Origin of the sequence: Kineococcus gypseus (assembly GCF_050871305.1) — a bacterium.
Taxonomy (GTDB): Bacteria; Actinomycetota; Actinomycetes; order Actinomycetales; family Kineococcaceae; genus Kineococcus; species Kineococcus gypseus.
The window spans coordinates 40,272-61,045 of the sequence record NZ_JBJLRD010000020.1 but is presented as its reverse complement, the minus strand read 5'-3'; the positions used below and the strand labels follow the sequence as shown (position 1 = coordinate 61,045).

At 77.0% G+C, this 20,774-nt stretch carries 20 protein-coding genes; 5 read left to right on the top strand and 15 right to left on the bottom strand.

Translation table 11 applies throughout. The features are described 5' to 3' along the window. Positions 1 to 16: 16 nt before the first annotated feature. From ACRYMN_RS09875 to ACRYMN_RS09830, 10 genes are all read right to left on the bottom strand, one after another. On the bottom strand, positions 17 to 436 hold the full coding sequence (locus tag ACRYMN_RS09875; RefSeq protein WP_432494477.1) for a type IV pilin protein: 420 nt from the start codon (positions 434 to 436) through the stop codon (positions 17 to 19). 221 nt (positions 437 to 657) lie between these two features. After that, positions 658 to 1,086, bottom strand: coding sequence for a type IV pilin protein (locus ACRYMN_RS09870; RefSeq protein WP_432494475.1), 429 nt, complete (start codon positions 1,084 to 1,086; stop codon positions 658 to 660). Continuing rightward, positions 1,086 to 2,348, bottom strand: coding sequence for a type II secretion system F family protein (locus ACRYMN_RS09865; RefSeq protein WP_432494473.1), 1,263 nt, complete (start codon positions 2,346 to 2,348; stop codon positions 1,086 to 1,088). The genes ACRYMN_RS09870 and ACRYMN_RS09865 overlap by 1 nt, the downstream gene beginning before the upstream one ends. Positions 2,349 to 2,362: 14 nt before the next feature. Beyond that, positions 2,363 to 3,742: a type IV pilus twitching motility protein PilT gene (locus ACRYMN_RS09860; RefSeq protein WP_432494471.1), complete on the bottom strand. Its 1,380-nt coding sequence runs from the start codon at positions 3,740 to 3,742 to the stop codon at positions 2,363 to 2,365. Between the two features lie 166 nt (positions 3,743 to 3,908). Then, positions 3,909 to 4,772, bottom strand: a complete 864-nt coding sequence (locus ACRYMN_RS09855; RefSeq protein ID WP_432494469.1) for a shikimate dehydrogenase — start codon at positions 4,770 to 4,772, stop codon at positions 3,909 to 3,911. Then, positions 4,769 to 5,863, bottom strand: coding sequence for an endolytic transglycosylase MltG (gene mltG, locus ACRYMN_RS09850; protein ID WP_432494467.1), 1,095 nt, complete (start codon positions 5,861 to 5,863; stop codon positions 4,769 to 4,771). The genes ACRYMN_RS09855 and mltG overlap by 4 nt, the downstream gene beginning before the upstream one ends. 8 nt (positions 5,864 to 5,871) lie before the next feature. Then, entirely contained in the window at positions 5,872 to 6,438 is a 567-nt protein-coding gene (gene ruvX, locus ACRYMN_RS09845) for a Holliday junction resolvase RuvX (RefSeq protein ID WP_432494465.1), read from the bottom strand. Positions 6,439 to 6,467: 29 nt separating this feature from the next. Then, entirely contained in the window at positions 6,468 to 9,149 is a 2,682-nt protein-coding gene (alaS, locus tag ACRYMN_RS09840; RefSeq protein ID WP_432494463.1) for an alanine--tRNA ligase, read from the bottom strand. Between the two features lie 147 nt (positions 9,150 to 9,296). Beyond that, positions 9,297 to 9,866 (bottom strand): type II toxin-antitoxin system PemK/MazF family toxin, encoded by a 570-nt coding sequence (locus ACRYMN_RS09835; RefSeq protein WP_432494461.1) that lies wholly within the window; start codon positions 9,864 to 9,866, stop codon positions 9,297 to 9,299. A gap of 51 nt (positions 9,867 to 9,917) precedes the next feature. Further along, on the bottom strand, positions 9,918 to 11,348 hold the full coding sequence (locus ACRYMN_RS09830; protein ID WP_432494459.1) for a replication-associated recombination protein A: 1,431 nt from the start codon (positions 11,346 to 11,348) through the stop codon (positions 9,918 to 9,920). 122 nt (positions 11,349 to 11,470) lie between these two features. On the opposite strand from ACRYMN_RS09830, the gene ACRYMN_RS09825 reads away from it, so the two are divergent. Further along, a complete protein-coding gene (locus ACRYMN_RS09825; RefSeq protein WP_432494457.1) occupies positions 11,471 to 12,205 on the top strand; it encodes a response regulator transcription factor in 735 nt (244 codons plus the stop codon). On the opposite strand, the gene ACRYMN_RS09820 is transcribed toward ACRYMN_RS09825, so the two are convergent. From ACRYMN_RS09820 to ACRYMN_RS09800, 5 genes are all read right to left on the bottom strand, one after another. Further along, positions 12,189 to 12,791, bottom strand: coding sequence for a phosphatase PAP2 family protein (locus tag ACRYMN_RS09820; RefSeq protein WP_432494455.1), 603 nt, complete (start codon positions 12,789 to 12,791; stop codon positions 12,189 to 12,191). The genes ACRYMN_RS09825 and ACRYMN_RS09820 overlap by 17 nt on opposite strands. A gap of 205 nt (positions 12,792 to 12,996) precedes the next feature. Then, the gene (gene aspS / locus ACRYMN_RS09815) at positions 12,997 to 14,778 is read right to left on the bottom strand and encodes an aspartate--tRNA ligase (protein ID WP_432494453.1); all 1,782 of its coding nucleotides are present in this window, start codon (positions 14,776 to 14,778) and stop codon (positions 12,997 to 12,999) included. A gap of 159 nt (positions 14,779 to 14,937) precedes the next feature. Next, the gene (locus ACRYMN_RS09810; RefSeq protein WP_432494451.1) at positions 14,938 to 15,327 is read right to left on the bottom strand and encodes a roadblock/LC7 domain-containing protein; all 390 of its coding nucleotides are present in this window, start codon (positions 15,325 to 15,327) and stop codon (positions 14,938 to 14,940) included. Then, positions 15,324 to 15,923 (bottom strand): GTP-binding protein, encoded by a 600-nt coding sequence (locus tag ACRYMN_RS09805; protein WP_432494449.1) that lies wholly within the window; start codon positions 15,921 to 15,923, stop codon positions 15,324 to 15,326. Before ACRYMN_RS09805 ends, ACRYMN_RS09810 begins: the two co-directional genes overlap by 4 nt. 143 nt (positions 15,924 to 16,066) lie before the next feature. Further along, on the bottom strand, positions 16,067 to 16,435 hold the full coding sequence (locus ACRYMN_RS09800; RefSeq protein ID WP_432494447.1) for a hypothetical protein: 369 nt from the start codon (positions 16,433 to 16,435) through the stop codon (positions 16,067 to 16,069). Between the two features lie 262 nt (positions 16,436 to 16,697). On the opposite strand from ACRYMN_RS09800, the gene ACRYMN_RS09795 reads away from it, so the two are divergent. The 4 genes from ACRYMN_RS09795 to ACRYMN_RS09780 are packed head-to-tail and all read left to right on the top strand — an operon-like array spanning position 16,698 to position 20,765. Next, positions 16,698 to 17,753, top strand: a complete 1,056-nt coding sequence (locus tag ACRYMN_RS09795; RefSeq protein ID WP_432494445.1) for an acyl-CoA dehydrogenase family protein — start codon at positions 16,698 to 16,700, stop codon at positions 17,751 to 17,753. After that, positions 17,750 to 19,237 carry a PIG-L family deacetylase gene (locus ACRYMN_RS09790; RefSeq protein ID WP_432494443.1) on the top strand — a complete coding sequence of 496 codons (1,488 nt, stop codon included), beginning with the start codon at positions 17,750 to 17,752 and terminating at the stop codon, positions 19,235 to 19,237. The genes ACRYMN_RS09795 and ACRYMN_RS09790 overlap by 4 nt, the downstream gene beginning before the upstream one ends. Continuing rightward, positions 19,234 to 20,085 carry a glycosyltransferase gene (locus tag ACRYMN_RS09785; protein WP_432494441.1) on the top strand — a complete coding sequence of 284 codons (852 nt, stop codon included), beginning with the start codon at positions 19,234 to 19,236 and terminating at the stop codon, positions 20,083 to 20,085. The genes ACRYMN_RS09790 and ACRYMN_RS09785 overlap by 4 nt, the downstream gene beginning before the upstream one ends. Further along, positions 20,082 to 20,765: a pentapeptide repeat-containing protein gene (locus ACRYMN_RS09780; RefSeq protein WP_432494439.1), complete on the top strand. Its 684-nt coding sequence runs from the start codon at positions 20,082 to 20,084 to the stop codon at positions 20,763 to 20,765. The genes ACRYMN_RS09785 and ACRYMN_RS09780 overlap by 4 nt, the downstream gene beginning before the upstream one ends. Positions 20,766 to 20,774 lie beyond the last annotated feature (9 nt).

Here is a 20,774-nt window from a genome sequence, read left to right as displayed (position 1 = left end):
CCTCAGCTGCTCAGGGTCAGCAGCCGGTCGCGGTGGCGGCCAGCTGGCCACCCTTGGTGCTGTTGTAGTACCAGGTGCGCGAGGCCTTGCCGGCGGCGGCCGAACCGGCGAGGCAGAAACCGGTGGTGTCGACCGCGGTGAAGACGAAGGTGTTGCCGTTGGTGACCTTGACCGTGTCGGTACCCACCGTCAGGTCCGGCGCGGTGCCGGTGGGGGCGGTGTAGGCGCCCGTGTCGGTGTAGTTGGTCTCTAGCGCGGTGGCGATGGTCTTCAGGTCCGACTTGATGGACGCGTCGACGGCCTTCTTGCGCTGGTTCAGGAACACCGGGATGGCGATGGCGGCCAGGATGCCGATGATGATCATGACGACGAGGAGCTCGATCAGGGTGAAGCCCTGGTCCTTCTCCTCCATCGACTTGCGGATGCGAGCGAGCATGCGACGCTCCCCTTCGTGTCAGGTCCGGAGCCGCTCGCTGGTCGCGCACCGGGTTCGCGGTGTGCGGCTCTTGTACCCAGTTCTTCGGCCCCGGCTCCCCCCTCCTTGAGCACCGATCTCACGGGCTCACCCGGTCGGCCCAACGACCCCCGCCGGGGACGACGACGGCCCGTGAGCGGGGTGCTCACGGGCCGAGGGGAGCCGCGGGTCGGGACGGGCGGTCAGAACGAGGCGGGGCAGGCCGTCACGGACGCCGGCTGCTGCCCCCCGGCGCTGCTGACGTAGACCCACGGCCGTGATGCGCGCGGGTTGGACGCCAGCACGCAGTAGGCGGATCCGCCGGCGTTGAGGGTCACCGAGACGCTGTTGCCCGGCGACAGGTCGATGGCGTCGACCACCGTCGGGGTCGAGGTGGGCGCCACGGGCAGATACGCCTGGAAGTCGGTGTAGTGGGTCTCCTGCGCCTCGGCCAGCGCCCGCAGGTCCGTCTTGAGCCCGGCGTCCGCGGCCTTGCGTCGCTGCTCCACCATGACCGGCACCGCGATGGCCGCGAGGACGCCGATGACGACCATCACGACGAGCAGCTCGACCAGGGCGAAACCCGCGTCCCGCCCCCCGCCTGCGGCGGGTGCGGACCGACCGCCGGTCATCAGTTGATCAGCTCGAACACGCCGAAGATCGGCATGTACATCGCCACGATCATCGCACCGACGATCCCGCCGAGGAAGGCGATCATCAGCGGCTCGATGAGGCTGGTCAGCGCCTCCGTGGTCGCCTCGACCTCCTGGTCGTAGAAGTCGGAGATCTTGTGCAGCATGGAGTCCAGCGCGCCGGTGTCCTCGCCGACGCTCATCATCTGCACGACCATCGCCGGGAACACCTTGTGCTCGGCCAGCGGCGCGGCCAGCGCCTTGCCGCCGCGCACGCTCTCCATGACGTCGCTGGAGGCGCGCTCGATGACGACGTTGCCCGAGGCGCTGCCGACGATCTCCAGGCTCTGCAGGATGGGCACGCCCGAGCGCAGCATGGTGCCCAGGTTGCGGGTGAAGCGGCTCAGGGCGATCTTCTGCGCGAGCAGGCCGAAGATCGGCACCCTGAGCTTGAGCGGGTCCACCACGTTGCGGACGGACGGCTGGTCCTTCACCTTGCGCCACACGATCGGCACGACGATGGCGAGGACGACGATGCCGGGCCCGGCGAAGCGCAGCCCGTGCGACATGGCCACGAGGATCTTGGTGGGTAGCGGCAGCTCCCCGCCCATGTCGGAGAACATCTTCGCGAAGATCGGCACGATGAACAGGAGCATGCCGGCGACGGCGAGGATGGCGATGACGAAGACGACGACCGGGTAGGTCATCGCGGACTTCACCTTCGCACGCAGCTTCACCTCGGCCTCGAAGTTCTCCGCGAGCTGCAGCAGCACCTGGTCGAGGAAGCCGCCGACCTCGCCGGCGCGGACCATGTTGATCATCAGTGGCGGGAAGACGTCGGTGTGCTTGGCCAGCGCGGTCGACAGCGCGGTGCCGCCCTCGACCTCCCCGCGCACCTCCTGCAGGGTGGCGGCCAGCTTCTTGCTCTGCGTCTGCTCGGCCAGGATCGCGAGCGCCTTCAGCAGCGTCAGGCCGGAGGAGACCATCGTGGCGAACTGCCGCGACATCAGCGCCAGGTCCTTGAGCTTGACCCGGTTCGAGCCCGGCAGGCTGATCTCCATCTGCATGCCCTGCCCGGCCTTCGACTCCGCGACGGAGACGGGGGCGAGGCCCTGGCTGAGCAGGCGGCCGACGACGGCCTGCTGGTCGGCGGCCTCGAGGGTCCCCTTGACCAGCGTGCCGGCGCGGTCGCGCGCGGCGTACGCGAACGTCCGCTGACCCTGCTTGGCGCTCTTCGAGCGCGTCTTGGTGGCGGTGGCCATCGGTCGGTCCCCTCTCAGTGCCGGCCGGTCAGGCGGCGGAACTCGTCGGCGGCGTGGCACTTCTCCAGGCCGTGCTCGAAGGTGATTTGGCGGGTGCGCACGAGCTCGGCGAGGTGCTGGTCGAGGGTGTGCATGCCGAACTGGGCGCCGGCCTGCATGGCCGAGCCGATCTGGTGGGTCTTGCCCTCGCGGATGAGGTTGCGGATCGCGGGGGTGGCGACGAGCACCTCGGTGGCCACCACGCGGCCCTGGCCGTCGGCGCGCTTGCACAGCGTCTGGCACACCACGCCCTGGATCGCGCCGGCGAGCTGCACGCGGATCTGCTGCTGCTGGTGGGGCGGGAAGACGTCGATGACGCGGTCGATGGTCTGCGCGGCGTCCTGGGTGTGCAGGGTGCCGAAGACGAGGTGACCGGTCTCGGCGGCGGTCAGCGCCACCGAGATGGTCTCCAGGTCGCGCATCTCGCCGACGAGGATGATGTCGGGGTCCTGGCGCAGCACGTGCTTGAGGGCGCTGGCGAAGGACTTCGTGTCCTCCCCCACCTCGCGCTGGTTCACCAGGCAGCTCTTGTGGCGGTGGAGGAACTCGATGGGGTCCTCCACGGTCATGATGTGGTCCTTGCGGGTGCGGTTCGCCAGGTCCACGATCGAGGCCAGCGTGGTGGACTTGCCCGAGCCGGTGGGGCCGGTGACGAGCACGAACCCGCGCTGCAGGTTCGCGAAGGAGCCCACCACCGGCGGGACGCCCAGGTCCTCCAGCGGCTTGATCTCGTAGGGGATGCGCCGGAACGCCGCGCCGACGGACTCGCGCTGGCGGTAGACGTTGACGCGGAAGCGCGAGTGCCCGGGCACCGCGTAGGCGAAGTCCAGCTCGAGGTTCGCCTCGAACTGCTCGCGCTGCTTCTGCGTGAGGATGGTGTAGACGGCCCGCTGCAGCACCGGCGGGGTCATGCGCCCGAAGCCGGGCAGCGCGGTCAGCTCGCCGGACAGGCGCACGGTGGGCTCAGCGCCGGAGGTCAGGTGCACGTCGGAGGCGCCGGCCTCCAGGGCGGCGATCAGCACGTCGTTGACTTTCAGCGGCGCCTCCTCGCTCTCGCCGCCGGTGGTGACCAGCGCCTCCACCTGCGCGGCGGGGGCCGGCTCGGGGGCCAGCTGCGGCACCGCGGGGCGCACCAGCTCGTCGGCCGGGGAGGGCGCGAGGGCGTGCGTGGCGCGGGGGGCGGGCACCTCGGGGGCGAGGCCGGCGACCGCGGGAGCGGCCGCGGCGGGGACCTCGCCGGTGAGCTTGGCCAGCAGCGCGCTGACGTCGCGGCGCGGGGCCACGGAACCGTCCGGCTGCAGGTTGACGGGCACGTACGCCCCGTCCGGCCGGGGGCCGGCACCCGCGTCGTTCATCTCGCTCCCCTCGACGGCGCCCGCCACGGCGCGCGACGGCACCGCTGGTCGGCGCCCGTCCTGACCCTGTCGGCGCGCGGACGGGGCGCCTTGAGGCCGGGCGACGCCCCGGGCGGCGCGGTCAGCCGTTCGGGTGAGGGAGGGGGACGCGGTGGGGGGGTGCGGCTCAGGTGCTCGCGCGCGCCCGCAGCTCGGCCAGCCCGGCCGCGCGCATGGCCGCCAGGGGGGCGCTCCGGCCGGTCATGTGCGTGACCTGCGCGGCCGCCTGGTGCAGCAGCATCTCGAAGCCGCCGATCACCGGGCCGTGCCAGGCCCTCGCCAGCGGTGTGGGCCAGGGCGCGTAGACGACGTCGAGCAGCAGCGGCGCCGGGCGCGCGCCGCCCGGCGCGGCGGCGGGTGCCAGTACCGCGGCCACGTCCGCCGAGGCGCCGATGGGGACGGTGGAGACGACGACGTCGGCCTGCAGGGCGCTGGGCAGCTCGTCCCAGCCGCGCACGTCCACCCGCCCGCCCAGGCGGGCGGCGACCCCGTGCAGCTCCTCGGCGCGCGCGGGGCTGCGCACCACGGCCACCGGGCGCGGGCAGCCGGCGCGCAGCAGCGCCACCAGCGCCGAGCGGGCGGTGGCGCCCCCGCCCACCACGGCGCCGCGCTCGACGCGGCGCGCGCCCGCCTCGGCCAGGGCGGCCACGACGCCGTGCACGTCGGTGTTCTCCGCGCGCAGGTGCACCCCGGCGCGGCCCGGGCGCGCCGGGGTGCGCGCGGTGACCACGACGGTGTTGACGGCCTCGACCGCGAGCGCGACGTCCTCCACCTCGTCCACCAGGGGCAGCACGGCGCGCTTGAGCGGCATCGTCAGGCTCAGCCCGGCCCACCCGGTGTCCAGGGACGCCACGAGGGCGGGCAGGCCCCGCTCGTCGACCTCCAGCAGCCCGTACTCCCAGTCGTGCAGGCCCAGGGCCGCGTAGGCGGCCCGGTGCAGGACCGGGGAGAGGGAGTGCGTGATGGGCGATCCGCAGACAGCGGCTCTCACGGGGTCTCCGGGTTCTCCCTCAGGTACCGGCGGAACAGCTCCACGTTCGCGGCGTGCTCGGCGCCGGTGGTGGCGAAGCGGGTCTCCCCCGTCGCCAGGTCCACGGTGACGAAGTACATCCACGGCCCCGGCTCGGGGTTGACCGCCGCGCGCAGCGCGTCCTCGCCGGGGTTGGAGATCGGCCCGGCGGGCAGGCCCGGGTGCAGGTAGGTGTTCCACGGGGTGTCGGTGGCGCGCTCGGCGGCGGTGGTGGTCACCGTGGTCCCGCCGGTGCCGTAGCTGACGGTGGAGTCCAGCTGCAGCAGCATCCCGTCGGCGATGCGGTTGGCGAGCACCCGCGTCACCTTGGCCATGTCCTCGGGGGTGCGCGCCTCCTTCTGCGCGATGCTCGCGCTCACGACGACCTCGCGCTCGCGCTCGGGCGGCACGCCCAGCTCGGCCAGGGCCTGCTGGGTGCGCGCGACCATCTCGCCGAGCAGCTCCGCGGCCGTCTCGTCGGGGTCGACCTCGTAGGTGGCGGGGAAGAGGTAGCCCTCCGGGTCCCCGCCGGCGGAGGCGGGCAGGCCGATCGCGGCCGGGTCGCGCAGGGCGGCCTCGAGCTGCTCGGCGGGGATGGGGGTCTGCTCGGCCACGAGCGCGACGACCTGGGTGGCGCGCAGCCCCTCCGGCACGGTCAGCCGGGAGGTGATCTTGGAGGCGGGGTCGAGCAGCAGCGCGACCGCGGAGGCCGCGGACATGCCCTCGCGCAGGCGGTAGGTGCCCGGCTGGATGCTCGCCATGCCCGGCTGCGCGGAGGCGGCGGAGAGGAAGGCGTCGGTGGTCTTCACGACGCCGGCCTCGCGCAGGGTGCGGGCGATGGCGGTGCCGGTGTCGCCGTTCTCCACCTTCACGGCGACCTCGCCGGTGCCGGTGCCCTCGTAGTCGTCGCTCTCGGTCAGGCCGGCGACCACCGGGCCGAGCGCGTCCCACGCGGTCCACGCACCACCGCCGACGAGGCCGAGGGCGACGAGCAGGGCGATCACGGCCAGGCCACGCCGCCGCCTGCGGCGGGGTCGCTTCTCGCGGCTGCCGGGCAGGTCCATCAGGTCCATCACGCGTGTCAGCCCTCCGTGGCGTCGGGACGCTCGTCGTCGTAGCGGTGCGCCGCGGCCGCCCCGGCGGGGGGCGCGGTCCTGCCGTGCCTGGGCTTGCGCGGGCCCTTGCGCCCGGGCGGGGCGCCGGCCGGCAGCACCCGCCCCGGTGCCCGGCCGCCGGTGCGCTCGGCGTCCAGGGCCGCCTGCAGCAGCACCACCGCGGCCGCCTGGTCGACGACGTCGCGGAACTGCTTCTCCCGCCGCCCCGCGGCGTGCAGGGCGCGGTGGGCGTCGACCGTGCTCAGGCGCTCGTCCACGAGGCGCACGGGCACGGGTGCGACGGCCAGGGCGATCCTGCGCGCGTGCTCGAGCGCGCGCGAGGCCGCCGGGCCCTCGGTGCCGTCCATCGACAGCGGCAGGCCCACGACGACCTCCACGGCGCCGCGCTCGCGCACCTCCCGCGCCACCTCCGCCACGTCGGCGTCGGTGTCCGGGTCGCGGGCGAGCGTCCGCACCGGGGAGGCGATCACCCCCGCAGGGTCGCACGCCGCGAGCCCGACGCGGACGCTGCCGACGTCGACGGCGAGTCGCACCCCCGCGCGCACGTCCGTCCCGCCCCCGCTCAGGCCGAGCCGGTCACGCGCCGGCCGACGCCGTCGCGCAGCTCCGCCAGCGCCTGGCCGACCTTCGCGGCGTCCTGACCGCCGCCCTGGGCGACGTCGTCCTTGCCGCCGCCGCCGCCGCCGAGCGTCCTGGCGGCGTCGCGCACCAGCTCACCGGCGCGCACGCCCCAGCGGCGGGCCTCCTCGTTGGTCGCCACGACCACCACGGGGCGCTCCTTGGCGACGCCGGCGACGGCGACCACGGCGGGGCGCTCACCGCCCAGGCGCGAGCGCACGTCCAGCGCCAGGGTGCGCAGGTCGTCGGCGGAGGCGGGACCGGCGTCGTGGGCGACCACGGCCACCCCGAAGACGTCCACGGCGCCGGCGGCCAGCTGCGGCGCCAGGGCCAGCACCTGCCCGGCGCGCAGCCGCGCGATCTCCTTCTCGGCCTCGCGCAGGCGCGCCACGAGCGAGCCCACCCGCTCGGGCAGCTCCTCGGGGCGCGACTTGACCACGTCGGTGAGCTGGTTGACCAGCAGGTGCTCGCGGGTGAGGAAGTCGTACGCGTCGGTGCCCACGAGGGCCTCGATGCGCCGGGCGCCGGAGCCGATGGAGCCCTCCGAGACGATCGAGACCAGCCCGACCTGCTGGGAGGTCAGGGTGTGCGTGCCACCGCACAGCTCCTTGGACCAGTCGCCGCCGATGGTGACCACGCGCACGCGGTCGCCGTACTTCTCGCCGAACAGGGCCATCGCGCCCATGTCCAGGGCCGCCCGGCGGTCCATGACGCGCGCCTCGACGCCCAGGTCGTCGGCGATGCGCTGGTTGACCACGCCCTCGATCTCGCGCACGACGCCGGCGCCGACCTGGCCGGTGGCCGCGTAGTCGAAGCGCAGCCGGCCGGGGGCGTTCTCCGAGCCGGCCTGGGTGGCGGAGTCGCCCAGGTGCTCGCGCACCACCTGGTGCACCAGGTGGGTGGCGGTGTGCGCGCGGCTGACCGCGCGCCGGCGCACCGCGTCGACGACGGCGTGGGCGCCGTCGCCGGCCAGCAGCTCACCGGTGCGCACCGTGCCGCGGTGCACGTACAGGCCCTTGACGGGCTGCTGCACGTCGACGACGTCCACGACGGCGCCGGAGGTGGTGCTCAGGGTGCCGTGGTCGGCGAGCTGGCCGCCGCCCTCGGCGTAGAAGGGGGTGCGGTCCAGGACGACTTCGACGTCGGTGCCCGCCGGCGCGGAGGGGGTGCTGACCCCGCCCTGCAGCACCACGGCCACGCGCGCCTCGGCGGTGGCGTCCTCGTAGCCGGTGAAGACCACGGGCGCCGGCAGGCCCTGCAGCGTGCTGCGGTAGGCGGACAGGTCCACCCCGCCGGTCTTCTTCGCCTTCGCGTCCGCCTTGGCGCGCCCGACCTGCTCGGCCATCAGGGCGCGGAAACCCGCCTCGTCGACGCTCACGCCCGCCTCGGCGGCCATCTCCAGCGTCAGGTCGATCGGGAAGCCGTAGGTGTCGTGCAGCGCGAAGGCGCGCTCACCGGACAGGGCGGCGCCCCCGGCCGCCCGCGTCGCCGCCACCGCGCTCTCGAAGATCGCCGTGCCGGAGACCAGGGTGCGCCGGAACGCCTCCTCCTCGGCGTGGGCCACGCGCGAGATGCGCTCGAAGTCGCGGCGCAGCTCCGGGTAGGAGGCGCTCATGACCTCCATCGAGGCCGGCAGCAGGTGCGGCAGCGCCGGCTCCTCCACGCCCAGCAGCCGCACCGCCCGCACCGCGCGGCGGATCAGGCGGCGCAGCACGTAGCCGGCGCCCTCGTTGCCGGGGGTGACGCCGTCGCCGATGAGCATCAGGGCGCTGCGCACGTGGTCGGCGACCACGCGCAGGCGCACGTCGTCCTCGTGCACGGCACCGTAGCGCTTGCCGGACAGCTGCGCGGCCCGGTCCAGGACGGGGCGGACCTCGTCGATCTCGTACAGGTTGTCGACGCCCTGCTTGAGGAACGCCACGCGCTCCAGGCCCATGCCGGTGTCGATGTTCTTCGCGGGCAGCTCGCCGGCGACGTCGAAGTCGGTCTTCGAGCGCACCGCGGAGAGCTGGTACTGCATGAAGACGAGGTTCCAGATCTCGATGTAGCGGTCCTCGTCGGCCTCCGGGCCGCCCTCGGCGCCGTACTCGGGGCCGCGGTCGAAGTAGATCTCCGAGCAGGGCCCGCCGGGACCGGGCTGGCCGGTGTTCCAGTAGTTGTCGGCCTTGCCGCGGCGCTGGATGCGCTCGGCGGGCACGCCGACCTCCCGCCACAGGTCGAAGGCCTCGTCGTCGTCGAGGTAGACCGTCGTCCACAGCCGCTGCGGGTCGAAGCCCAGGCCGCCGTCGGCCTCGGGGGTGGTCAGCAGCTCCCATGCGAAGGCGATCGCCTCGCGCTTGAAGTAGTCCCCGAAGGAGAAGTTGCCGTTCATCTGGAAGAACGTGCCGTGCCGGGTCGTCTTGCCGACCTCGTCGATGTCCAGGGTGCGCAGGCACTTCTGCACGCTGGTGGCCCGCCGGTACGGCGCGGGCACCTGCGCGGTCAGGTACGGGATGAACGGCACCATGCCGGCCACGGTGAACATGAGGCTGGGGTCGCTCGAGACCAGCGAGGCGCTGGGGACGACCGTGTGGCCCTTGCGCTCGAAGAAGTCGAGCCACCGGCGACGGATCTCTGCCGTCTGCATCGGACGTGCCTCCTGTGCTGGACTGCGGCGTGCTGGGCCCCGCGCGCGGCGGTGCGGGGGACGGCACCCGACCCTACCCGCCCGCGCGCACCCCTCGGCGGGGCGGCGGTGGACGGGGCGGCGGGACCGCCGGGGGCCCGGGGCCGCTCAGGCGCCCAGGACCCGGCGGGTCTCGGCGGCCACCGCCTCGAAGCGCTCGCGGTCCAGCGCTGCGCCCTCGCGGCGCACGTCGGCGGGCGCCAAGCGCAGCAACCGGTCCACGCGCACCTCGCTGGGCCGCCCGCGCCGGTCCCACGCCCCGGCGCCGACGTCGACCCAGGTGCGCCCGTGGCGCGCCTCGTCGGCGGCGTCGCGGTCGTGGTCCCTGCTCGTCATCATCAACGCCAGCAGGTCGCCCCCGTCGCGGCCGACGACGAGCACCGGGCGGTCCTTGCCGCGCCCGTCGCCCTCCTCGAACGGCACCCACGCCCACACCACCTCACCGGGGTCGGGCCGGCCGTCGGCGCGGGGGGCGTAGTCGATGCGCACCGCGGCGCTGCGGGGGGCCTCGCGCGCGCCCGCCAGGCGGCCCCGGGCGCGCGGGCGGGGCCGCTCGGCGCCCTCGTCGGCGCCGGCGGGCGCGCGCCGCGGGGCGGCGGCGGAGCGCTGCAGCTCGCGCAGCGCCAGCCCGCCCGCGGTGCGCAGGGCCGAGGTCAGCAGACGGGTCAGGGCGGGCACCGGGGCACCGTAGCGCCGCCCGCGCGCGTCCGCGGGGCACCCCGCGCGCGCTCAGCGCCCGCGCAGCACGCGGCGCAGGCGGGCCAGGCGCTCGCGCACCTGCGCCTCGAAGCCGCGGTCGGTGGGGGTGTAGTACTCGCGCCCGACCAGCTCGTCGGGGGCGTACTGCTGGGCGGTGACGCCGGAGGGGGTGTCGTGCGGGTACACGTACCCGCCGCCGTGGCCCAGGCGCTTCGCGCCGGCGTAGTGGGCGTCGCGCAGGTGCGCGGGCACCGGCCCGGCCGCCCCGGCGCGCACGTCAGCGATCGCGGCGTTCACCCCGTTGTAGACGGCGTTGGACTTCGGGGCGGTGGCGTTGTGCACCACCGCCTGCGCCAGCACGATGCGCGCCTCCGGCATGCCGATCTGCGCCACCGCGTGCATCGCGGCCACCGCGGTCTGCAGCGCCGAGGGGTCGGCCATCCCGACGTCCTCGGAGGCGGCGATGACGATGCGCCGGGCGATGAAGCGCGGGTCCTCCCCCGCCTCCACCATCCGCGCCAGGTAGTGCAGCGCGGCGTCGACGTCCGAGCCGCGCATGGACTTGATGAAGGCGCTGACCACGTCGTAGTGCTGGTCGCCGGCGCGGTCGTAGCGCACCGCGGCGCGGTCCAGGGCGCGCTCGGCGTGCTCCAGGGAGACCACCGGCACCGCGCCCGGGCCCTCCCCCGGGCCCGCCTCCCCCGCCTCGCCGGCACCCGCCGCGTCGCTCTCCAGCGCGGCGCCGGCGGCCGCCTCCAGCGCGATCAGCGCGCGCCGGGCGTCGCCGCCGGCCAGCCGCACCAGGTGCTCCAGGGCCTGCTCGGACAGCGCCACCTCGCCGGCCAGCCCGCGCGGGTCGGCCACCGCCGCGCGCAGCAGCGAGCGCACGTCGTCGTCGTCCAGCGGCCGCAGGGTCAGCAGCAGCGAGCGCGAGAGCAGCGGGGTGACGACGGAGAAGCTGGGGTTCTCCGTCGTGGCCGCCACGAGGACCACCCAGCGGTTCTCCACCCCCGGCAGCAGCGCGTCCTGCTGGGCCTTGGTGAAGCGGTGGATCTCGTCCAGGAAGAGCACGGTCTGCCGGCCGTGCAGGTCGCGGGTGTCGCGGGCCTCCTCCATGACGCGGCGCACGTCCTTCACGCCCGCGGTCACCGCCGACAGCTCCGCGAAGCGGCGCCGGCCGGAGCGGGCGATGACGTGCGCCAGCGTGGTCTTGCCGGTGCCCGGCGGGCCCCACAGCACCACCGAGGCCGGGCCGGCGCGGCCCAGGTCGCCCTCGGCGGCCAGGCGGCGCAGCGGCGAGCCGGGCCCCAGCAGGTGCTGCTGGCCGACGACCTCGTCCACGCTGCGCGGGCGCATGCGCACCGCCAGCGGGGCACCGGCGGCCAGCGCGCGCGCACGGGCGCCGGCGGGGGCGCCGGCGCCGGGCTCGTCGTCGGGGTCGGCGGAGAAGAGGTCGGCCACGGCCCGCACGCTAACCCGCGCGGCTGCGGGCGGTGGCGGCGCTGGGCCGACCGGGTGCCGTGCACAGGGTTTTCCCAGCGTTCGTCCCGCACCGTCGCAGGCGCGGCACCGACGATGCCGTCATGACCGTGACCTCCACCGCCCGCACCGACCTGCAGCGACCCGACGGCGGCGCCCTGCGCGTGCTCGTCGTCGACGACGAGGCGAACCTGTCCGAGCTGCTGGGCATGGCGCTGCGCTACGAGGGCTGGGACGTGCGCACCGCGGCGGACGGCGGCGAGGCGGTGCGCGCCGCGCGCTCCTTCCGGCCCGACGCCGTCGTGCTGGACGTGATGCTGCCGGACATCGACGGCCTGGAGGTGCTGCGGCGCCTGCGCGCGGACGCCACGGACGTGCCGGTGCTGTTCCTGACGGCCAAGGACGCCGTGGAGGACCGGGTGGCGGGCCTGACGGCGGGCGGGGACGACTACGTCACCAAGCCGTTCAGCCTGGAGGAGGTCGTCGCGCGCCTGCGCGGGCTGGTGCGCCGCTCGGGCATGGCCGCGGCCCGGCAGGAGCCGGTCCTCAGCGTCGGCGACCTCGTCCTCGACGAGGACAGCCACGAGGTGTTCCGCGGCGGGGTGGAGGTGAAGCTGACGGCCACCGAGTTCGAGCTGCTGCGCTACCTCATGCGCAACCCGCGCCGGGTGCTGTCGAAGGCGCAGATCCTGGACCGGGTGTGGAACTACGACTTCGGCGGCCAGGCGAACATCGTCGAGCTGTACGTGTCGTACCTGCGCCGCAAGGTCGACGCCGGGCGCGCGCCGATGATCCACACCGTGCGCGGGGCGGGGTACGTGCTCAAGCCGGCCGCCTGAGCGGCGCCGGGCCCCGCCGCCGCGCGGACGGGTCGGCGCGGCGCACCGCGGCGGTGGCCGCCAGGACCACCGCCGCGCCCAGCAGCCAGCCGCCGAGGACGTCGGTGGGCCAGTGCGCGCCCAGCCACACCCGGTCCACGCCGATGAGCACCAGCGCGGCGGCGGCGGCCAGCGCGCGCCCGGCCCGCGCGCGCGCCGAGCGCGCCGGCGGCAGGAGCAGCAGCAGCGCCGCCAGGACGACGGTGGCGGAGGCGAACGCGTGCCCGGAGGGGAACGCCCCGCCGACGGCGGTGGTCAGCCCCGCGTCCACCGCCGGGCGCCGTCGGTCCAGCAGCACCTTCAGCAGCGGGGAGGTGAGCGCGGCGACCAGCCCGGCCAGCAGGGCCGCGCGCGCCTCGCGCCCGTGCCCGGCGCGGGCGCGGGCGAGGACCCCGAGCAGCGCCGCGAGGTAGAGCCACACCGGCTGGGTGACCTGCTCGAGGACCTGCGCGGGGCCGGTCAGCGCCGGTGAGCGCAGGGCGGCGTCGACCGCCGCGCGCGAGAGCGGGACGTCCACCCCGGCGCTCAGGCCGGTGGCCGCGGCCACCCCGAGCGCCGCGGCGGGGGGGGGGGGCGGGGCGGGCTGGGGGGGGGGGACGCCGCCCCCGCCCGCCCCGCCCCCCGCCCCCCCCCCCCCCCCCCCCCCCCCCCCCCCCCCCCCCCCCCCCGCGGGGCGCCCCGCCCCCCCCCCCCCCGCCGTCGCGAGGGGCACGGGCCGGGGCCCGGGCCGGGGCCCGCAGGGGGTGGCCCGCTCAGGCACCGGGCTTCTCGCGGCCCTCCGGCTGCGCGTCCACCCCCGCCTCCTTGCGCTGCTGGGCGGTGATGGGCGCCGGGGCCGAGGTCAGCGGGTCGAAACCGCCGCCGGACTTGGGGAAGGCGATGACCTCGCGGATGGAGTCCGCCCCGGCCAGCAGCGCGACCACGCGGTCCCAGCCGAGCGCGATGCCGCCGTGCGGCGGGGCGCCGTAGGAGAACGCGTCGAGGAGGAACCCGAACTTCTCGCGCGCCGCCGCCTCGTCGATGCCCATGACCGCGAAGACGCGTTCCTGCACGTCGCGGCGGTGGATGCGGATGGAGCCGCCGCCGATCTCGTTGCCGTTGCAGACGATGTCGTAGGCGTTCGTCAGCGCCGAGCCGGGGTCGGTGTCGAAGGTGGCCAGGTGCTCGGGCTTGGGCGCGGTGAAGGCGTGGTGCACCGCGTTCCAGCCGCCGCTGCCCAGGGCGACGTCGTCGTCCTCGGCGGTGGGCTTGAACATCGGCGCGTCCACGACCCAGGTGAACGCCCAGGCGCTCTCGTCGACCAGGCCGCAGCGGCGGGCGATCTCCCCGCGCGCGGCGCCCAGCAGCGCGCGCGAGGGGTTCACCGCGCCGGCGGCGAAGAACACGCAGTCGCCGGGGGCGGCGCCGACGTGGGCGGCGATGCCGGCCCGCTCGGCCTCGGAGAGGTTCTTCGCGACCGGGCCGGACAGCTCGCCGTCCTCGCCGACGAGCACGTACGCCAGGCCCTTCGCGCCGCGCTGCTTGGCCCACTCCTGCCAGGCGTCGAGCGTCTTGCGCGGCTGCGAGGCCCCGCCGGGCATGACGACGGCGCCGACGTAGGGGGCCTGGAAGACGCGGAAGGAGGTGTTCGCGAAGAACTCCGCGCACTCCACGAGCTCGACGCCGAAGCGCAGGTCGGGCTTGTCGCTGCCGTAGCGGGCCATCGCCTCGGCGTACGTCGTCCGCGGGATCGGCGTGCTGATCTCGTGCCCGACCAGGCGCCACAGCGCGACGAGGACCTCCTCGGCCAGGGCGATGACGTCGTCCTGCTCGACGAAGCTCATCTCCACGTCGAGCTGGGTGAACTCCGGCTGGCGGTCGGCGCGGAAGTCCTCGTCGCGGTAGCACCGGGCGATCTGGTAGTAGCGCTCCACGCCGCCGACCATGAGCAGCTGCTTGAACAGCTGCGGGCTCTGCGGCAGCGCGTACCAGGAGCCGGGGGCCAGGCGGGCGGGGACGAGGAAGTCGCGGGCGCCCTCGGGCGTCGAGCGCGTCAGCGTGGGGGTCTCCACCTCGGTGAAGCCGTGGGCGTCGAGCACGGCGCGGGCGGCGCGGTTGACGTCGCTGCGCAGCTTCAGCGCGCGCGCGGGGCCGCTGCGGCGCAGGTCGAGGTAGCGGTGCTTCAGGCGCACCTCCTCGCCGACGCTGAGGTGGTCGTCGATCTGGAAGGGCAGCGGGGCCGCCTCGCTGAGCACCTCCAGCGCGGTGGTGTCGACCTCCACCTCGCCGGTGGGCAGGGCGGGGTTCTCGTTGCCCTGCGGGCGCAGGCGCACCTCGCCGGTGATGCGCACGCAGTACTCGTTGCGCAGCTCGTGCGCGCCGCCGGCGTCGAGGATCTCGTCGCGGGCGACGACCTGCACGACGCCCGAGGCGTCGCGCAGGTCCAGGAACGCCACCCCGCCGTGGTCCCGGCGCCGCGCCACCCAGCCGGTGAGCGTGACGGTCTGTCCGGCGTGACCGGCGCGCAGGCTGCCGGCCTCGTGCGTGCGGAGCACTGGGGGTCCCTTCGGTCGTCCGTGCGCGGTGTGCGCGGGGACGATCCTACGGACGCCGCCGCACCGGGCGCCGCGCGCGAGGGCGCGGGCGGCGCGGCGCGGTGGTGCGGCCGGTGGTGCGGCCGGTGGTGCAGCCGGTGGTGCGGCCGGTGGTGCGGCTCAGCGGGCGCGGGCGGCGGGCACGCCGGCCTCGGCGCCGGCGAGCTCGTCGGCCAGGCGCAGCGCCAGCCGCTCCAGCAGCACCAGGTTGGTGCTCGGGCCGGTCAGCACGGCCAGCACGTGGGACTGGTCGACCGGGTAGACCACGAGGGTGCCGTCGGCGCCGCGCACCGTGGTCGAGCGCAGCCCGCCCAGCACGTGGGCGGCGGCGGCGCGCTGGGCCAGGCCCAGCACGGCGGCCACGACGGCGGCGGCGCTGGCGTGGTCCGCCTCGGGGCCGTCGTCGTGGAAGGCGAGCCCGTCGGTGCGGGCGATGAGCACCCGGCGCACGCCCTCCACGTCCCGGCGCAGCGCGGCGGTGACGCGGGTGGCGTGGTACTTGACGATCACAGCTGGTCCCCTCGGGTGGCGGCCTGCGCGGCCGGTGCCCGGCGCGCCTCGGTCAGGGCCACGCCGTCGAGCAGCAGGTGCAGCACGGCGCGGCAGTCGGCGGCGGCGCGCGGGTCGCACGCGACGAGCGCCTGGGGCGGCACGCCCAGCAGCGCGGCCAGGGGCGCGCGCGTGCCGGCCGGGTCGGCCCAGCGGTTGACGGCCACCAGCCGCGGGGCGGTGGGGGCCAGGCGGGCGAAGTCGGCGACGATCCCGGCGGCCTCCTGCACGCTGCGCGCGCGGGAGGCGTCGACCAGCACGGCGTAGGCGTCGGCGCCCTGCAGCAGCAGCTCGCGCATGAAGCCGAAGCGGTCCTGGCCCGGGGTGCCGAACAGGGTGACGGTGGTGGGGTGCCAGGCGGCGCCGGCCGGCGGGGCCAGCTCGAGCGCCACGTGGTCCAGCGCGACGGTCGTGGAGGTCTTCAGCACGGCCGTGCCGTCGCTCACGCCGGTCTCGGTGGTGGCGTGCACGGCGCCGGTGCCGGCGGCCAGGGCGGCGACGAAGGTGCTCTTGCCGGCGCCGAACGGGCCGCTGACGACGATCTTGCGGGTGGGCACCGGCGGCTCCTCGGCGGGCGGGCGGGGGCGAGCGGGGGTGGGCGGCGAGCGTGCGGGTGCGGGACGTGCGGGGCGTGCGCGTGCGGCGCCGGCCGGCGGCCCGGACCCCTCGGGGTCCGGGCCGGCCGGTCGGGCTGCCCGGCTCAGACCTCCAGCGAGCGCTCCAGCTGGGAGAGCTGGCGGCGGGCCATGGCCAGGTTGGAGGTGTCCTTCTTCAGGACCAGGTACAGGAACAGGCCGTGGCCGGTGGACGACTGCAGCAGGCGGATCAGGTGCACCTGGGTGCCCAGGGTGATGAGGATGTCCTCGATCTTCTCCTCCAGACCCAGGCGCTGCATCGTGCGCATCTTGGCGCGCACCACGTCGGTGTTGCCGGCGGCGGCGACGTCCAGGTCGAGGGCGCCGCCACCCGCCTGGCCGAGGGACATGCCGCTCTCCCAGTCGACGAGGGCGACGGCGGTCGCCCCGTCGATCTCGAGGGCGGCCTTGAGGGTGGCGTCGACGTTGGCCACGGGGTTCCTCCGTTTCGCGAGCGCGGGTGGCGGCTTCTCCGTCGCCCGTCGACTCTCACCCCTTCCTTCGGCGGGACCGGTCGAACGCTGAACCACCCGGGTGGGCGCGATCGGGTGATTCGCCCGCCGCCGCCGCGGACCCGTCACACCTCCGCCGCCGTCCCGGCGCGCCGCGGCGCGGCGGACGTGCTTACGGTGCGCGCACCGTGCGACCAGCGCGGCCGTCCCCGTCCCAGCCCCACCGCACCCGGAGGTCCGCAGCGTGCCGCTGCCCGCCGCTCCACCGTCGCCCCCCGCCGCGCCCGCGGCCCCTCCCCCGGCGGTCGCCGCGGCGCTGCGCGAGGCGGCGCGGCTGACCGCGACCGCACCGCTTCCGGCCTCCGGGCGCACCGCCGAGCGCTGGCACCTGCTGGCGCGGCTGGCCGCCGACGACCTCGTGCGCGCCCGCGTCGTCGAGGCCCACCTCGACGCCGTGGCGGTCCTGGCCGAGGCCGGCTCGGCCGTGCCGGTGGGCTCGACGTGGGGGGTCTTCGCCGCCGAGGCCGCCGACGCGCACCTGGAGGCCGTCGAGACCGGCCCGGGCGGCCCGGGCGGCCCGGGGTGGTCGCTGAGCGGGACGAAGCCGTGGTGCTCGCTGGCCGGGCACCTCAGCCACGCCCTGGTCACCGCGCACGCGCCCGGCGGGCGGCGGCTGTTCGCCGTGGACCTGCGCGCGCCGGGCGTGCGCGTGGTGCCCGGGACCTGGCACGCGCGGGGCCTGCGGGAGGTGGCCAGCGGGCCGGTGCGGTTCACCGCGGTGCCGGCCGAGCCGGTGGGGGGCACCGGCTGGTACCTGCACCGCCCCGGCTTCGCCCACGGCGGCATCGGGGTGGCCGCGTGCTGGTACGGCGGGGCGGTGGGCGTGGCCCGGGCCCTGCGGGCGCGCGGGCGCGCCGGCGGGCGCGCGCCGGACCAGCTGGCCCGCTGGCACGCCGGGGCGGTGGACCTGGAGCTGACCGCGGCGCGGCTGGCGCTGGACGCCGCCGCGGCCGAGGTCGACGCCGGCCGCGCCGACGGGGACGCCGGCGCCGTGCTGGCGCTGCGCACCCGCTCGCTGGTGGCCGCCGCGGCCGAGCGCGTGCTCGAGCACGTCGGCCACGCGCTGGGCCCGGCGCCGCTGGCGCTGGACGCCGCGCACGCCGCGCGGGTGGCGGACCTGCAGCTGTACGTGCGCCAGCACCACGCGGAGCGCGACGTCGCGGCCCTGGGCGCCGCCCTGGACGACGACCCGGAGGGCGCGGCGAGCGGGGCCGCGGACGGCGCGGGGTGGCCGCGGTGACGGCGGAGGCGGACGCGCGCGCGCAGGACGGCGCGGTCTTCACCCACGACGGGCCCGGCACCGACGAGGACGAGTGGCAGCGCTGGCCGGGCCTGCGCGACCTGCCGGTGCTGGAGCTGGACGGCTGCACGCACCTGCTGGTGGTGGTCGCCCACCCCGACGACGAGACGCTGGGCGCCGGCGGGCTGGTGGCGCGCGCCGCGGGCGCCGGCGCGGCGGTGGACGTGGTCGTGGCCAGCGACGGGGAGGCCTCGCACCCGCGTTCGCCCACCGCCACGCCGCAGCGGCTGGCCGCCGTGCGCGCCGCCGAGCTGGAGCGCGCGGTGGCGGTGCTGGCGCCCGGCGCGCGGGTGCACCGCCTGCAGCTGGGCGACGGGCGCCTGGGCGAGCGCGGCGAGCAGCTGCGCTCGGCGGTGGCGGCGCTGGTGCGGCCGGGCTCGTGGGTGGTCTCGACGTGGACCGGCGACGGGCACCCCGACCACGCGGCGGCCGCGGCCGCCGCGGGGGCGGCCGCGAGCGGCGCGGGCGCGCGCTGGCTGCAGTTCCCGGTGTGGGCGTGGCACTGGGCCCGCCCGGGCGACCGGCGCCTGCCGTGGGGCGCGGCGGTGCGCCTGCCCCTGGACGCCGAGGTGGTGCGGCGCAAGCGCTCCGCGCTGGCCGAGCACGTCTCGCAGACCGCGCCGCTCTCGCCGCACCCCGGTGACGAGGCGCTGCTCGCGCCGGGGGTGCTGCGCCACTTCACCCGCCCCTTCGAGGTCTTCTTCGAGCCCGGCGGCGAGCGGGACGGCGCGCGGGACGGCGCGCGGGACGACGCGCGGGACGACGCGCGGGACGACGCGCGGGACGACGGGCGGGACGGCGAGCGGGACGGCCAGAGCCTGGGCGGCGGCTTCTTCGACGCCTTCTACGCCGAGCACGGCGAGGACCCGTGGGGCTTCGAGGAGCGCTGGTACGAGCGGCGCAAGCGGGCCCTGACGCTGGCGTCGCTGCCGCGCGAGCGCTTCCGCAGCGCGCTGGAGGTCGGCTGCAGCGGCGGGGTCCTCACCGCCGAGCTGGCGGCGCGCTGCGAGGAGCTGCTGGCGCTGGACGTGGCCGCCGCGGCGGTGCGGCGGGCCCGGCGGCGCCTGGCCGGCGCCGGGCCGCGGGTGCGCGTCGAGGTCGCCGCGGCGCCGCGGCAGTGGCCACCGGGCGTCTTCGACCTGGTGGTCCTGTCCGAGGTGGCCTACTACTGCGGGCCGCGGGACCTGGCGGAGCTGGCGGCCCGGGCGGCGGGGTCGCTGGCGCACGACGGGGTGCTGGTGGCCTGCCACTGGCGGCACCTGGTGCGCGGCTACCCCACCACCGGCGACGAGGTGCACCGGGTGCTGCGCGCCGAGCCGGGCCTGCAGGTGCTCGCCGCGCACGAGGAGGAGGACTTCCTGCTGGACGTGCTCGTGCTGGCGCCGGCGGTCTCGGTGGCCCGCGCCGGCGGGCTGACCCCGTGAGGCCGGCGGAGGGGCCGGCGGCGCTGCCCGCACCCCGGCGCGCCGGGCCGGCGGGACCCGTGGCGGCGGCGGCGGGGCGGGTGGGGCCGGCGCGGGCCGTGGAGCGGGTCCTGGTGGTGGTGCCCGCGCGCGACGAGGCCGCCGCGCTGCCGGCGTGCCTGGCCGCGCTGCACCGCGCGGCGCTGCGCTGCCCGGTGCCGGTGCGGGTGGTCGTCGTGGCGGACCGCTGCACCGACGCGACCGCGCGGGTGGCCGCCGCGCGCGGAGCGCTCGTGGTGACCTCGGCGGCCGGGCTGGTGGGCGCGGCGCGCGCTGCGGGGGTGGCGGCGGGGCTGGCGGGCTCGCCGGGCGGCGCGCGGCGCACCTGGGTGGCGTGCACGGACGCCGACTCGCAGGTGCCGCCGGGCTGGCTGGCGCACCACGTGCACCACGCCGGCGCCGGCGCGGACCTGCTGCTGGGCACGGTGCGCCTGGCGGGCCCGCCGGACCGGCACGCCGCGTGGCGCGCCGCGTACGCGGCCGGTCTGGGGCCGGGGGGCCGGCACCGGCACGTGCACGGCGCGAACCTGGGCGTGCGCGCCTCGGCCTACCTGGCGGCCGGCGGCTTCGCGCCGACGGGCGCGCACGAGGACCGCCTGCTGGCGGCGGCGGTGCGCGCGCTGCCGGGCGCGCGCGTGGTCACCTCCAGCTCGTGCCCGGTGCTGACCAGCGCCCGGGAGGTGGGCCGGGCCCCGCACGGGGTGGCGCGGGACCTGCGCGCGGCGGCGGGCGCGGCGGCGGGCGTGGCGGCGGGTGGGGCGGGCGCGGGGTGCGCGGGTGCGGTGCCGTGCGCCGCGCCGGGCCCGTGAGCCGCCCCGGCCCCCGGCGCGGCGCCCGGGTCCACCCGGCGCCGCCGCGACCGGACCTGCTCGCGCCGCAGGAGCTGGAGCCCGCCGCCGCGCCGCGGGCCGGCGCGGTGCACGACGGGCTGCTGCTGCACGCGCCCGCGCCGGGCGCGGCGCACGCCACCGGCGCGAGCTTCCTGGGCTGCGTGCTCAGCGGCTGGCGCGCCGACGACCTGGTGCTGACCGACGCGCGGTTCGCGGACTGCCGCGTCGCGGACCTGGCCGCCACGGCCCTGTCGCTGCGCGGCTCCACCTGGCGCGAGTGCGAGGTGGAGCGGCTGCGGGTGGGGGCGCTGTCCGCGCCGGACGCGGAGCTGACCCGGGTGCTGGTGCGCGCGGGCCGGGTGGACTTCGCGGACCTGCGCGGCTCGCGCCTGACGGACGTCACCTTCAGCGGCTGCGACCTGCGCGACGTGGACGCCACCGGCGCGCGCTGGAGCCGGGTGCGCTTCGAGGACTGCCGCCTGGGCTCCCTCGAGGCCGGCTCGGCGCAGCTGGCGCACGTGGACGTCAGCGGCAGCGAGCTGGAGGGCGTCGGCGGGGTGGACGGGCTGCGCGGGCTCGTGGTCGACGAGGTGCAGCTGCTGCGCCTGGCGCCGGTGCTGGCCGCGCACCTGGGCCTGGTCGTGGTGCCCGGCTCCTGACGGGCGCGC